This window comes from Variovorax sp. ISS6, assembly GCF_056523145.1.
Map to the genome: position 1 here is coordinate 254614 of NZ_JAWRZC010000001.1, position 13934 is coordinate 268547.

The following is a 13934-nucleotide window of genomic DNA, read 5'->3' on the forward strand; positions in this document are numbered from 1 at the left end:
CTCAGCCGATGCGCGCGATGGGCGTGCCCGCCACCACCGGCGCCGCGCCCGCGGCCAGCCGCGCGAGCCGGCCCGCGCGGTGGGCCACGACCTGCACCTCCATCTTCATCGCCTCCATCACCGCGATCGGGTCGCCCTGCGCGACCAGCGAGCCTTCGTCCACGGTCCACGCCTGAAGCGTGCCCGTGATGGGCGCGGCCACGGCGGCGGGGTCTGCGGCCTCCTCGGGCTGCGGCGATGACGACGGTGCGGCGGGCGCATCGCCGATGCCGCGCAGCAGCGCCGGCGGCAGGCCCAGCGTCACGCGCCGGCCGTCGATCTCCACCGCCGTGCGCAGCAGCGCGGCATCGCGCACGGGCTCGGCGCGCACGGCCGCGGCCAGCGGCTGCGCGAAGTCGGTCTCGATCCAGCGCGTGTGGACCTTGAAGCCGTCCTCGGCCACGAAGTCGGGCGCCTCCACCACGGCGCGGTGGAACGGCAGCACCGAGGCCACGCCCTCGATGCGGAACTCGCGCAGCGCGCGGCGCGCGCGTGCCATCGCCTGCGCGCGCGTGGCGCCGGTGACGACCAGCTTGGCCATCAGCGAGTCGAAGCTGCCCGGCACGCTCGAGCCCGAGACCACGCCGGTGTCGACGCGCACGCCGGGGCCCGAGGGCGGCTCGAACAGGCGCACCGGTCCGGGCGTGGGCAGGAAGCCGCGGCCCGGGTCCTCGGCGTTGATGCGGAACTCGAAGGCATGGCCGCGCGGCGCGGGCGTCTCGCTGACCGACAGCGGCAGCCCGTCGGCGATGCGCAGCTGCTCGACCACGAGGTCGATGCCGGTCGTTTCCTCGGTCACCGGATGCTCGACCTGCAGCCGCGTGTTGACCTCGAGGAAGGAGATCGCGCCCGTCGGCCCGAGCAGGAACTCGACCGTGCCGGCGCCGACATAGCCGGCGCGCGCGCAGATGTCGTGCGCGGCGCGGTGGATGCGCTCGCGCTGCGCATCGCTCAGGAAGGGCGCGGGTGCCTCCTCCACCAGCTTCTGGTTGCGCCGCTGCAGCGAGCAGTCGCGCGTGCCGAGCACCACCACGCGGCCGTGCGTATCGGCGATCACCTGCGCCTCGACATGGCGCGGCCGGTCGAGGAACTGCTCGACGAAGCACTCGCCGCGGCCGAAGGCGGTGACGGCCTCGCGCACCGCCGACTCGTAGAGCTCGGCCACCTCGTCGAGCCGCCAGGCGACCTTGAGGCCGCGGCCACCGCCGCCGAAGGCCGCCTTGATCGCGATCGGCAAGCCGTGCGCCTCGGCGAAGGCCAGCACCTCCTGCGCATCGCGCACCGGCGCCGGCGTGCCGGCCACCAGCGGCGCGCCGACCTCGAGCGCGATGCGGCGTGCCTGCACCTTGTCGCCCAGGGCCTCGATGGCCGACGGCGGCGGGCCGATCCAGCACAGGCCGGCCTCGATCACGGCGCGCGCGAAGGCCGCGCTCTCCGAGAGGAAGCCGTAGCCCGGATGCACCGCGTCCGCGCCGCTGCGCGCGGCCGCGGCCAGCAGCTTGTCGATGGCCAGGTAGGTGTCGGCCGGGCGCGTGCCCTCGAGCGCATGGGCCTCGTCGGCCACGCGCGTGTGCAGCGCGTCGAAATCGGCGTCGGCATAGACGGCCACCGAGCGCACGCCGTAGTCGGCGCAGGCGCGCGCGATGCGCACGGCGATCTCGCCGCGGTTGGCGATCAGGACTTTCTTCATGGCGTGTCGGAGGAAGGAGCGGGAAGGCAGTGCGCGTCGAAGGCGCGCACCGGGTTGAAACGCAGGCGCGCGCCGACCGGGATCTGGCCGGCGCGATCGAGGTGGTGGGTGGCGACGGCGCCGATCACCGGGTAGCCGCCGGTCAGCGGATGGTCGGCGAGGAACAGCACGGGCTGGCCGCTCGGCGGCACCTGGATCGCGCCGAGCGCGGTGCCCTCGCTGGGCAGCTCGGCGGTGTCGAGGCGCGCCAGCGGTGTCTCGCCCGCGAGCCGCAGGCCGACGCGGTTGGATTGCGGCGTGACGGTCCAGCGCTGGCTCGCGAGCAGCGCGACCGCCTCGGGCGTGAACCAGTCGGTGCGCGGGCCCAGCACCACGTCGAGCACCACCTCCTCGTGCACGGTCGGCAGCGCGGGCGGCGCGGCGTCGGGCAGGCCGACGATGGCGCCGCGCGCCACGGAACGCAGCGCGAGACGGTCGCCCGCGACGATCGGCGGCGGGCCGATGTGCGCCAGGGTATCGGTGGCGGCGCTGCCGAGCACGGGCGCCACCTCGAAGCCGCCGCGCACCGCGAGGTAGCTGCGCAGGCCCGCGCGCGGTTCGCCGACCGTGAGGCTGTCGCCGTCGGCCAGCGCGATCGCCTCGTGCGTGGGCACCGTCCAGCGCATGCCACCGGCGCTGCGCAGTTGCAGCGGCACGTCGGCACCCGCGAAGGCCACCACCGCATCGCCGCGGCAGCTGAAGCGAAAGCCCGCGCCGACGATCTCGATGCAGGCCGCGTCGCTGGCATTGCCCACGAGGCGGTTGGCCACGCGCAGCGCGCCGCGGTCCATCGCGCCCGAGGCCGAGACGCCCTGGCCCGCGAGCCCGTGGCGGCCCAGGTCCTGGAACAGCGCCTGCAGGCCGATGGCATGGATCTCGAGGGCCGGCCCTTCGCGCGCGGCCGATGGCGCCGGGGCCGGAACGGGTGGCGCGATGGCTGGCGCGGCCTGTCCCGAGACATCGACGAAGCGCACCGTGCAGCCCGGCTGCAGCAACGCCGGCTGCGCGCGGCCCAGGTCCCACATCGGCGTGGCGGTCACGCCGATGATCTGCCAGCCGCCGGGGCTGGCTTGCGGATAGACACCGCTGAAGCGCCCCGCGAGCGCGACCGCGCCGGCAGGGATGCGGGTGCGCGGCGTGGTGCGGCGCGGCACGTCGAGGCTGGGGTGGCCGCCGCTCAGGTAGGCGAAGCCCGGCGCGAAGCCGGTGAAGGCCACGGTGTAGTCGTGGCCGGTGTGGCGGCGGATCACCTCCTCGCGCGAGATCCCCAGGCGCCGCGCGACCTCGCCGAGGTCCTCGCCGTCGTAGTCGACCGGGATCTCGATGCGCCGGCCCGCGCGTTCGATGCTGCCGTCGAGGCGGCGCCCGCCGATGCGCCGCGCGAGCGCATCGTGCGTGACCGCGCCGGGACGGAAGCGGACCAGGATCGTGCGCGCGGCCGGCACCAGTTCCTCGATGCCCGCTATCGGCTCGGCCTGCAGCGAGGCCAGCAGCGCGAGCGTCTGCGCGAGGTCGTCGAGTTCGACCAGCAGCGCGTCGAGGTTGACCGGCAGGAAACGCATCATCGCGGCGCTCCCGCCAGCTCTTCTTCGTCGCGCGCGAAGGCCCGCACCGCGACGCCCGCGCGCTCGAAGGTGGCGCGCACCTCGCGTGCCATCTCCACCGCGCCGGGGCTGTCGCCATGCACGCAGACCGAATCGGTCTGCAGTCGCAGCGTGCTGCCGTCGATCGCCTCGACCTCGCCGTGCGTGGCCAGCCGCAGCATGCGCCGCGCCACCGCCTGCGCGTCGTGCAGCACCGCGCCCGGCTCGCTGCGCGGCACCAGCGTGCCGTCGGCGCGGTAGGCGCGGTCCGCATAGGCCTCGGAGACCGTGCGCAGCCCGCTCGCGCGCGCCCAGCCGAGCAGCGGCGAGCCGGCGAGGCCGACCAGCCAGAGCCGGTCGTCGATCGCGCGGATGGCGGCGATCACGTCGCGCGCCTGCCGCTCGTCGTGCGCGATGGCGTTGTAGAGCGCGCCGTGCGGCTTGACGTAGCGCACCGAGGTGCCCGCGGCGCGGGCCAGACCCTGCAGCGCGCCGATCTGGTAGATCACGTCGGCCACGAGTTCGGCGCTGCCCATCGCCATCGCGCGGCGGCCGAAGCCCGCGAGGTCGGGATAGGACACATGGGCCCCGACCGCCACGCCATGGGCCTTGGCATGGCGCAGCGTGTCGAGGATGCCGGCCGCGTCGCCGGCATGGAAGCCGCAGGCCACGTTGGCGCTGCTCACGATGCCGAGCATCGCCGCGTCGTCGCCCATGCGCCAGGCGCCGAAGCTCTCGCCCAGGTCGCTGTTGAGGTCGAGCGTGCTCACGTCGCTGTACCCGGACGAAGCGGACACCGGGCCGGGCGCGGGAGGGAGGGCTTCGGAAGGCGCATGAAGAACATGGGATCGACTCGAATCTGGCCGTTTTGTTGGAACGAAGTTTATTTGATTGTTGAACAATTCAATCAATCAGTTGAGCAATATGTATGCTGACTCTCAGGGGCAAACCCTGGTTCCGTGCCCGAGGCACCACGGCGCGAGGAACGGAATCTGCTACAACCCCTCACCCCTGGAATCCCCCATCCGCATGACCTCCCCAGCTTCCGAACCGCTGACTCCCCCCGCCCAGGCCCTGAGCGAGCGCATGGCCGAAGCGCTGCGGCAGAAGATCACGCAGGGCGAGTTCATGCCCGGCGAGCGCCTGTCCGAGCAGTCGTTGAGCGAGAGCCTCGGCATCTCGCGCAACACGCTGCGCGAGGTGTTCCGCATGCTCGCCAAGGACGGCCTCGTGAAGCACGCGCCGAACCGCGGCGTGTTCGTGGTCATCCCGAGCATCGCGTCGATCATCGACATCTATCGCGTGCGCCGCCTGATCGAATGCCAGGCGCTCGCGCAGGCCTACCCGCGGCATCCCGCGAAGAAGAAGATGCGCGAGGCGGTCGATACCGCGAAGGCCTGCCGCGACGCGGGCGAGTGGCTCGGCGTCGGCACGGCGAACATGGCCTTCCACATGGCCGTGGTCGAGCTCGCCGACAGCGAGCGGCTCAACCTGCTGTTCGGCTCGGTGCTGGCCGAACTGCGGCTGGCCTTCGGCCTGCTGCGCGACGCCGAGTTCCTGCACGCGCCCTATGTCGAGATGAACGAAAACATCCTCGCGCTCGCGGAGGCCGGCGAATTCGCCCGCGCCGCCGCGGCGCTCAACGACTACCTGGTCCATTCCGAACGCATCGTGCTCGCGGTCTACGCGCGGCACATCAACGATTCGGGCTGGAGCGTCTGAGCCGCGCAGCGGCCCCGCGGCGCGGGGCCGTCGCGCAGCGACCTCAGCCCGGCAGGCGGATCTTGCAGTTCGGGTCCTCGTAAGGGCCCGACTGCTTGGTCCACTTGTCCGCGGGCATGTCGGGCTCGCAGACGGTCTTGCCCGTGCTGTTGTTCTTCCAGAGGTAGTACTCGCTGGGCTGTGCCATGGCGAGACCGGCCAGCAGCAGCGAGGCGGCGGCGAGGGTGAGCTTGAGTTTCATGGTGATGCTTTCGTGTGTTCGTGAAGATAAGCGAATGCCGTGCCCCGTCACTTGAGGTTGTTGCCGATCACCACCAGCAACTTCTTCGTCTGCGCGACGATCGCCGTGCGGTAGGCCTCGAAGCGGGCGTCGGTCATGGCGTTGTCGTCGGGCACCCCGCCGGTGGCGGCGGTGAAGAAGTTCGTCATCACCGGCACATGGATGTGGCCGGCAGGGATGTCGAGCTTGAAGGTATCGCGCAGCAGCGTGTTGCGGTAGGCGCTCTCGTTCGACAGGTAGTTGCCGCCGCCGCCGGACTGCGCGCAGGCGGTGGCTGGCGGGGCCTTCACCAGCGAGGGATCGGGCATGGCGTTCATCACGCCGTTCGAAGCCACAGTCGTACCCGCCTCGTTCTCGCAGTCCGCGAAGTACGAGTAGTTGGTGTGCCAGGTCACGTCGAAGCCCTCGGCGCCCTCGCTCGTGGCGCCCGGCGGACGCGGGATGCCGGCATTCGTCTTGCCGGTCACCATCGCGGCGATCGGCAGCGACGAGGTGGTGAACTGCGGCGGTGCTTCCTTCAGCCAGGCGCTGATGGCGTCGTAGCCCAGCCAGCGGGACTGCGGGTTGGTGTCGCAGCCCGAGCCCGGCATCGAGATCGGCGCGGTGTTCGGCACGGTGATGGTGCCGATTGGCAGCACATATTTCGGCAGCCTGTTGCCAACCGGGCAATAGATGATGCCGTCGTTGCCCGCCGAGGGACCGTGGTAGCGGGCGTTCCATTGCTCGAGATTGAAGACGTTGGCACTGCCCTGGCTCATGGTGATCGAGGCGTCGACGCGCTTCGGACCGGCCTTGAACCACGGGCCCAGCGTGTCCTCCTGCATGCCCGCGTGGAACGGGTCGTAGCTCACCGGCAGGATGTAGCTCTCCACGTGCAGCACGCTGCCGTCGTCGAGCGTGATCTCGCGGCCGTCCATCTCGAGCGCGGTCGCGCCCGAGGGGTTGCCGTTGCGCAGACCGGTGTTGGGCGTGCCCAGCGCGCCGAGCGTGAAGGTGTCGAAGCCGCTCACAATCATGCGACGGTACTTGCCGCCGCCCGGCGCATTGCCTTCAGGCAGTTCGATGTCGTACTGGCCGCGCGAGGCACGCTCGAACTCCCACTGGAGCGACGCCTTCTGTGCCTCCGAGAGCGCGAACTCGGGGGCCCACTGGCGCAGCACCTTGGTCATCTGCACGCGCGCCCAGTACAGCATGCGGTCGTCGCTGTTGGGCAACTGGCTGCCAACGGGCGAGGCACGGCGGCCCTGCACCCGGTCGACGGCCGCGCGCCACAGGGCCGCGCCCTCCGACTTGACGAGCGTCACCGCCGCGTCGTAGCCGGCCACGGTGGTCGTGCCATCGCTGGCGCACAGCTTGGCCGAGAAGTTCGGCGCGAACTGGTCGAAGCCGGTGTCCTTCACGATGCGCTCGGCGAGCGGCCTCTCGTCGATGCCCACCACGGAGGCGGTGCTGTAGGGCAGCGGCGTCGCGAGCCGGCGCTCCTCGTAGGCCAGCTTGGCACTGGCATCCCAGCTGCATTTGGTCATGGAAGACGGTGGTGGATTGCCCGTGGCGGGCGGAACGATGGAGACGACGCTGTCCCCTCCTCCACCGCCGCCGCAGGCCGCGACCACGGCCGCAACGAGGACCGAAACGGCCGAAAGCTTCACTCTGTGTCGTGTCAACATGATTCGATTTCCTTCTGAAAACTGTCCGGGCATGGCGCACTGCGGCGCCTTCTCATTCCCTGGTCGTTCTGCGATGGGTCGTCGATGGCTTTCTCGATGGCAATCCCTCCGGCCTGGCCGCACCGCGCGGCGGTGCGTGAAACAGACTCCCTTTTGCTTTGCACTTTTTTCGGTGGCGCGGGACGAGCGCGTCCCGCACGCCGCCCCGGGGGCGGGTGCTCGTCGTGGAGCGCGAGGATTCAGGACGCGGCGAACGCGGGCGGCGCGCGCTCCGCCGCATGCAGCTGCGCGACACGCAGGCGCCTGCGACCGGCGGTGCGAAGGAACGGGCAGCGGCGCATGGCGTGCGTCAGCGGGTCAGGGCGTCATCTGCTGCGGCAGCCAGGTCACGAGCTGCGGCACGAAGTAGACGAGCAGCACCGCGGCCACCATCAGGAAGAACATCGGCAGCGTCACGCGCGCGATGTACAGCAGGTCCTTGCCGGTCATGCCCTGCAGCACGAACAGGTTGAAGCCCACCGGTGGCGTGATCTGCGCCATCTCGACCACCAGCACGATGAAGATGCCGAACCAGATCGGGTCGATGCCCGCCGAGATCACCGTGGGCATGATCACGCCCATGGTCAGCACCACCATCGAGATGCCGTCGAGGAAGCAGCCCAGCACGATGTAGAACAGCGCGAGCATCACCACCAGCTGGAACTTCGACAGGCCCAGCGAGCCGATCCATTCGGCCAGGTGGCGCGGCAGGCCGATGTAGCCCATGGCCAGCGTGAGGAAGGCCGCGCCCGCGAGGATCAGCGCCATCATGCAATAGAGGCGCGTCGCGCCCAGCAGCGCTTCCTTGAAGGTCGTCCAGCTCAGCGCCCCCTGCGAGGCCGAGATGATCAGCGCGCCCACCACGCCCACGGCCGCGGCCTCGGTGGCCGTGGCGATGCCCGCGTAGATCGAGCCCAGCACGCCGAGGATCAGCAGCGCCACCGGGATCAGCGACATCGAGGCCTTGAGCTTCTCGGCGAAGGGCAGCCTGGCGTCCGCGGGCGGCACGCGCTCGGGATGGCGCAGGGCCCAGAACGCGATGTAGCCCGAGAACAGCAGCGCCAGCAGGATGCCCGGCACGATGCCCGCGATGAACAGCCGCGCGATCGACACGTCGGCGCTGACGCCGTAGACGATCATGATGATCGACGGCGGGATCAGCAGGCCCAGCGTGCCGGCGCCGGCCAGCGTGCCGATCACCATGTCGTCGGGATAGCCGCGGCGCTTGAGCTCGGGCAGGCTCATCTTGCCGATGGTGGCGCAGGTCGCAGCGCTCGAGCCCGAGACGGCCGCGAAGATCGCGCAGCCCACCACGTTGGTGTGCAGCAGCCGGCCCGGCAGGGCCTGCATCCAGGGCGCGAGGCCCCTGAACATGTCCTGCGACAGCCGCGTGCGGAACAGGATCTCGCCCATCCACACGAACAGCGGCAGCGCGGTGAGCGTCCAGCCCGAGGCCGAGCCCCAGATGGTGACCGCCATCGCGTCGCCCGCGGGGCGCGAGGAGAACAGCTGCATCGCGATCCACGCGACGCCCGAGAGCGTGAGGCCGATCCACACGCCGCTGCCCAGGATCAGGAACAGCGAGAGGATCAGGAGGCCGGCGATGGCGATGTCACTCATGGCGCAAGGCCTCCCCGTCGGCGCGCTGCGGGCGGCCGTTCCATTCGATGAAGAACTCGTCCACCGCCGCGACGGCGAACACCAGCGCGCCGAGCGCCATCGACAGCTGCGGAACCCACAGCGGCGTGGCGTCGTTGCTGGTCGACACGTCGTGGAAGGCCCAGGACTGCCACACCAGCCGCACGCAGTAGAAGGCGAACAGCGCCGCCAGCAGCGCACCGGCGCCCATGGCCCAGCGCTCGAGCCAGCGGCGCGCGCCGGCGCCGAGGCTGGAGAGCACCAGCGTCACGCGGATGTGCTCGCCGCGCTTGAGCGTGTGCGCCAGCGCGAGGAAGCCGCTGGCCGCCATCATGTAGCCCGCGTAGGCATCGATGCCGGGCACGTTGAAGCTCAGTTGCCGCCCGAGGATGGACAGCAGCACCATCACCAGCAAGGCGAACAGGAAGAACGCGGCCAGGGCGGCGGCGCTGTCGTAGAGGAAGTCCAGGGACCTGCGCATCGAGGCCGCCCCGGAGGCCGGCGCACTGGCCCGCATGGTGTTCGCATTCATCGGTGCAGCCCCGCGCGCTCACATCTTCCGGTAGGCGTCGACCACGGCCTGGCCCTCGGGGCCGGCCTTCTCGACCCATTCCTTGAGCATCGTGTCGCCGACCTTCTTGAGGTCGTTCTTGAGCTGTTCGGAAGGCGCGAGCACGGTCATGCCGTTCTTCTTGAGCAGGTCGAGGTACTCGACGTTCTTCTTCTTCGACAGCTCCCAGCCGCGCTTCTCGGCCTCGGCCGCCGCCTTCAGCAGGCCGTCCTGCACGGGCTTGTCCAGGGCCTCGAAGGCCTTCTTGTTCACCAGCACCGCGTTCTTCGGCAGCCAGGCCTGGGTGTCGTAGAAGTTCTTGATGTACTCGTAGGTCTTGGTGTCGTAGCCGGTGGAGCCCGAGGACATGTACGACTCGATCACGCCGGTGGCCATGGCCTGCGAGAGCTCGGCCTGCTGCACGGTGACGGCCTGCGCGCCGACCAGTTCGCCGATGCGCGCGGTGGCGGGGCTGTAGGCGCGCCACTTCACGCCCTTGAGGTCGGCGGCCGAGGCGATCGGCTTCTTCACGAAGATGCCCTGCGGCGGCCAGGCCACCGTGTAGAGCAGCTGGATGCCCTGCTCGGCGAGCTTCTTGTCGAGCACGGGCTTCTGCGCCTGGTAGAGCTTCCAGGCCGCGTCGTAGCTGTCGGCCAGGAAGGGAATGCCGTCGGTGCCGAACACCTGCCATTCGTTCTGGAAGTTCACCAGCAGGATCTCGCCGAGCTGCGCCTGGCCGCCCTGCACCGCGCGCTTGATCTCGGGCGCCTTGAACAGCGAGGCGTTCGAATGCACCGTGATCTTGAGCTTGCCGCCGGTCGCCGTGTCGACGTCCTTGGCGAACTGCGCGATGTTCTCGGTGTGGAAGTTGTTGGACGGATAGGCGGTGGGCAGGTCCCACTTGGTCTGCGCGAGCGCGGAAGCGGCCAGGCAGGAAAGCGCGACGGCGGCAAGAGACGTTCGGAACATGGAAAAAGATCCTCCAGGAAGTGGCATGGCCGGGTTGATGGAAAACGGTGCGACGTGATCCAGGCGCGGTCCCCCGGCCTGCCCACCCCGATGCAAGCCTCGTGCCAAATAGATGAACAATTTCAAACTATGGAGGCATGCCGTTCACACGAATTGTTGAACAATGCTAGTGCGCATGCCCAACAATGATGCATGCTGAAAACCCGAATACGTGCGGACGGACCGCGGCGGCGCCTCGGCCGCGGCCCTGACATTTGCTAAGGGAAACCCCGTCCTGCCGCCGGGGGAGCCGCTTCGATACTCCAGTGGTCGTTCCCCCTCGGCGCGCCCCGCGGCCGCCTCCCGCAGCAGCACAACATCCAGACCCATGGCAGGCAAGAACTCGCTCCACCCGATCCCCCATCCCGCCAAGAAGCCCTTCGTGGGCAACCTGCTGTCGATCGGCTCCGACTCCCCGGTGCTGGACATGTGGAAGATCGCCCAGGAGCTCGGCGGCATCTACTGGCTGGACATGCCGGGCATGCCGGTGATCGTGGTGTCGTCGCCCGCGCTGGTCGACGAACTCTGCGAGGAGGCGCGCTTCGACAAGAGCACGCGCGGCGCGCTGCGCCGGCTGCGCGCCGCCTCGCACGGCCTGTTCACCTCCGACACCCACGAGGAGACCTGGTCGAAGCCGCACAACATCCTCTTGGCCAACTTCAGCCAGCGCGCCATGCAGGCCTACCACCCCATGATGCTGGACATCGCGGGGCAGCTCGTGACCAAGTGGGAGCGGCTGAACTTCGACGAGGAGGTCGACGTGGTGCGCGACATGACCGCGCTCACGCTCGACACCATCGGCCTGTGCGGCTTCGGCTACCGCTTCAACTCCTTCTACCGCGAGGGCTTCCATCCCTTCGTCGACGCGATGGTGCGCACGCTCGAGACGGTGCAGAACCGGCGCGGCCTGCCGCTCGAGGAGCTGATGCTCAAGAAGGAGCTGGCGCAGCAGCGCAAGGACATCCGCTACATGCACAAGATGGTGGAGGACATCATCGAGGAGCGGCGCGCGAGCGGCGCCGACATCGCGACCAAGCCCGACCTGCTGAGCTACATGATCGCGGGCGTGGACAAGAAGAGCGGCGAGCAGCTCACCGACAAGATGATCCGCGACGAGTGCATCGAATTCCTCATCGCGGGCCACGAAACCACCAGCGGCCTGCTCTCGTTCGCCATCTACTTCCTGCTGAAGAACCCCGAGGCGCTGGCCAAGGCGCAGGCCGAGGTCGACAACGTGTTCGGGCCCGACACCTCGCTCAAGCCCACCTACGCGCAGGTCAACCGGCTGCAGTACGTGATGCAGGTGCTCAAGGAGTCGCTGCGCATGTTCCCGACCGCGCCCGCGATCTCGATGCGCGCGAAGGAGGACACCAAGATCGGTGGCCAGTACACGATCAAGAAGAACAACATGGTCATCATGCATGCGCTGGCGCTGCATCGGGACAAGGGCATCTGGGGCGAGAACGCCGACCAGTTCGATCCCGACAACTTCAGCCGCGAGGCCGAGCGCGAGCGCCCGGTCAATGCCTTCAAGCCCTTCGGCAACGGCCAGCGCGCCTGCATCGGGCGCCAGTTCGCGCTGCAGGAGGCGGTGCTGACGCTGGGCATGATCCTGCAGCGCTTCAACCTGGTCGACCATACCGGCTACAAGCTCAAGATCAAGGAAGCGCTGACCATCAAGCCCGAGGGCTTCAGGATCAAGGCGCTGCTGCGCGACCCGGCGACGCGCCCGCGCGGCAACATCAACGACGCGGCCGCCGCGCCGGTGCAGCCCGTGCAGCCGGCGGCGCGCAAGCCGCAGGCCGCGCGCCACGGCACCTCGCTGCTGGTGCTGCAGGGCTCCAACCTCGGCACCGCCGAGGACCTGGCGCGCCAGCTCGCCGAGGCCGGCGAGGCGCGCGGCTTCTCGACCCAGCTGGCCTCGCTCGACGACTACGCCGAGCGGCTGCCGGCCAACGGCGCGGTGGCCATCGTCTGCGCCTCGTACAACGGCGTGGCGCCCGACAACGCGGCCGAGTTCCACCGCTGGCTCGACAAGGCCGACGACGCGCTCAACGGCGTGCGCTTCAGCGTGTTCGGCTGCGGCAACACCGACTGGGCCGCCACCTACCAGGCGGTGCCGCGGCGCATCGACGAGCGGCTCGAGGCGCTGGGCGCCACGCGCGTGCATCCGCGCGGCGAGGGCGATGCGCGCGAGGACATGGACGGCGCCTTCCAGGACTGGAGCGACGCGCTGTGGCCCGAGCTGGTGAAGGCCTTCGACATCAAGACCGGCGCCGACACGCCCGCGCAGAGCGAACCGCTCTACACGCTCGAGGAGCTGCCGCCGCCGCAGAACAACGCCATCGTCGACGCGCTGGGCGCGGTGGCGCTGCGCGTGATCGAGAACCGCGAGCTGCAGCACGCCGGCGGCGAGGCCGGCCGCTCCACGCGCCACGTCGAGCTGATGCTGCCCGAGGGCCTGGTCTACCGCGCCGGCGACCACCTGAGCGTGGTGCCGCGCAACAGCCCGAAGCAGGTCGAGCGCGCGATGGCGCGCTTCGGCTTCGACCGCACGGCCCACGTGCGGCTGCATGCGATCGCGGGCCGCAAGCCGGCGCTGCCGGTCGAGCAGGTGATCGCGGTCGACCGCCTGCTGGGCGACTACGTCGAGCTGCAGGACGTGGCCACGCGCAAGCAGATCGCCACGCTCGCGGCCTACACCGAATGCCCGTTCACCAGGCCGAAGCTGGTGGCGCTGTCGGGCAGCGACGAGGCCTCGCAGGCGGCCTACAAGGCCGAGGTGCTGCACAAGCGCAAGTCGCTGCTCGACCTGCTCGAGGAGCACCGCGCCTGCCAGGTGCCGTTCGCGGTGTTCCTCGAGATGCTGTCGCCGCTGTCGCCGCGCTACTACTCGATCTCCTCCTCGCCCACGATGACGCCCGGCAAGTGCAGCGTGACGGTGGGCGTGGTCAGCGGCCCGGCCAGGTCGGGCCTCGGCACCTTCGAGGGCGTGTGCTCCAACTTCCTGGCGCGCGCCGAGGCCGGCGACACGGTGCACGGCGTGGTGCGCGAGACCACGGCCGAGGGCTTCCGGCTGCCCGAGGACGCGCAGCGCCCGCTGATCATGATCGGCCCGGGCACCGGGCTGGCTCCGTTCCGCGGCTTCCTGCAGGAGCGCGCGGCGCAGGCCGAGGCCGGCACCGCGCTCGGCGAGGCGCTGCTGTTCTTCGGCTGCCGCCATCCCGAGCAGGACTTCATCTACGCCGAGGAGCTGAAGGCCTGGTCGCACCGCGGCCTGATGAAGCTGCACACCGCCTTCTCGCGCGCGGGCGAGCGCAAGGTCTACGTGCAGGACCTGATCCGCGAACAGGCGGCGCAGGTGTGGGCGCTGCTCGAAGCCGGCGCCGTGGTCTACGTCTGCGGCGACGGCTCGCGCATGGAGCCCGACGTGCGGCGCGCGCTGTCCGACATCGCGCGCGAGCACGGCCAGGACAGCGCCGCGTGGATGGACCGGATGATCGCGGACCAGCGCTATGTGCTCGACGTCTGGGCCGGCAGCTGAGGCACCCCTCGCCGCGCGAAAAAAGTTGGAGCAGTTGGACTAACTTTCCGCCGGTTCTGGTTTTTCACGCCTAGACCCTCCCGCTGAAGATCGAAGGCTCGCGAGATCCACGGGATCCGCGATCCGATCAACAAC

General features: G+C 70.0%; 10 protein-coding genes. 2 read left to right on the plus strand and 8 right to left on the minus strand.

Features of this window, described 5'->3' with window-relative positions; all coding sequences use genetic code 11:
• Position 1: 1 nt before the first annotated feature.
• Genes AC1HIL_RS01165 through AC1HIL_RS01175 form a run of 3 tightly spaced genes read right to left on the minus strand, consistent with a single transcriptional unit; the run spans position 2 to position 4148 of the window.
• Positions 2-1729: an acetyl/propionyl/methylcrotonyl-CoA carboxylase subunit alpha gene (locus AC1HIL_RS01165; RefSeq protein ID WP_479670958.1), complete on the minus strand. Its 1728-nt coding sequence runs from the start codon at positions 1727-1729 to the stop codon at positions 2-4.
• Entirely contained in the window at positions 1726-3330 is a 1605-nt protein-coding gene (locus AC1HIL_RS01170) for a 5-oxoprolinase subunit B/C family protein (protein ID WP_479672460.1), read from the minus strand. Before AC1HIL_RS01170 ends, AC1HIL_RS01165 begins: the two co-directional genes overlap by 4 nt.
• On the minus strand, positions 3330-4148 hold the full coding sequence (locus tag AC1HIL_RS01175) for a LamB/YcsF family protein (RefSeq protein ID WP_479670959.1): 819 nt from the start codon (positions 4146-4148) through the stop codon (positions 3330-3332). Before AC1HIL_RS01175 ends, AC1HIL_RS01170 begins: the two co-directional genes overlap by 1 nt.
• 232 nt (positions 4149-4380) lie before the next feature.
• On the opposite strand from AC1HIL_RS01175, the gene AC1HIL_RS01180 reads away from it, so the two are divergent.
• Positions 4381-5073 carry a GntR family transcriptional regulator gene (locus AC1HIL_RS01180; RefSeq protein ID WP_057594441.1) on the plus strand — a complete coding sequence of 231 codons (693 nt, stop codon included), beginning with the start codon at positions 4381-4383 and terminating at the stop codon, positions 5071-5073.
• 43 nt (positions 5074-5116) lie between these two features.
• On the opposite strand, the gene AC1HIL_RS01185 is transcribed toward AC1HIL_RS01180, so the two are convergent.
• The 5 genes from AC1HIL_RS01185 to AC1HIL_RS01205 all read right to left on the minus strand — a co-directional run bounded on the left by AC1HIL_RS01185 (position 5117) and on the right by AC1HIL_RS01205 (position 10216).
• Positions 5117-5314 carry a hypothetical protein gene (locus AC1HIL_RS01185; protein WP_057594440.1) on the minus strand — a complete coding sequence of 66 codons (198 nt, stop codon included), beginning with the start codon at positions 5312-5314 and terminating at the stop codon, positions 5117-5119.
• 47 nt (positions 5315-5361) lie between these two features.
• Positions 5362-6879, minus strand: coding sequence for a hypothetical protein (locus tag AC1HIL_RS01190; RefSeq protein WP_479670960.1), 1518 nt, complete (start codon positions 6877-6879; stop codon positions 5362-5364).
• 498 nt (positions 6880-7377) lie between these two features.
• Positions 7378-8679, minus strand: coding sequence for a TRAP transporter large permease (locus tag AC1HIL_RS01195; protein WP_413762194.1), 1302 nt, complete (start codon positions 8677-8679; stop codon positions 7378-7380).
• Positions 8672-9178, minus strand: a complete 507-nt coding sequence (locus AC1HIL_RS01200; RefSeq protein WP_479670961.1) for a TRAP transporter small permease — start codon at positions 9176-9178, stop codon at positions 8672-8674. Before AC1HIL_RS01200 ends, AC1HIL_RS01195 begins: the two co-directional genes overlap by 8 nt.
• A 69-nt stretch (positions 9179-9247) precedes the next feature.
• Positions 9248-10216 carry a TRAP transporter substrate-binding protein gene (locus AC1HIL_RS01205; protein WP_057594033.1) on the minus strand — a complete coding sequence of 323 codons (969 nt, stop codon included), beginning with the start codon at positions 10214-10216 and terminating at the stop codon, positions 9248-9250.
• A gap of 367 nt (positions 10217-10583) precedes the next feature.
• Between AC1HIL_RS01205 and AC1HIL_RS01210 the strand changes: the two genes are divergently transcribed.
• Entirely contained in the window at positions 10584-13799 is a 3216-nt protein-coding gene (locus AC1HIL_RS01210; RefSeq protein WP_479670962.1) for a bifunctional cytochrome P450/NADPH--P450 reductase, read from the plus strand.
• Positions 13800-13934 lie beyond the last annotated feature (135 nt).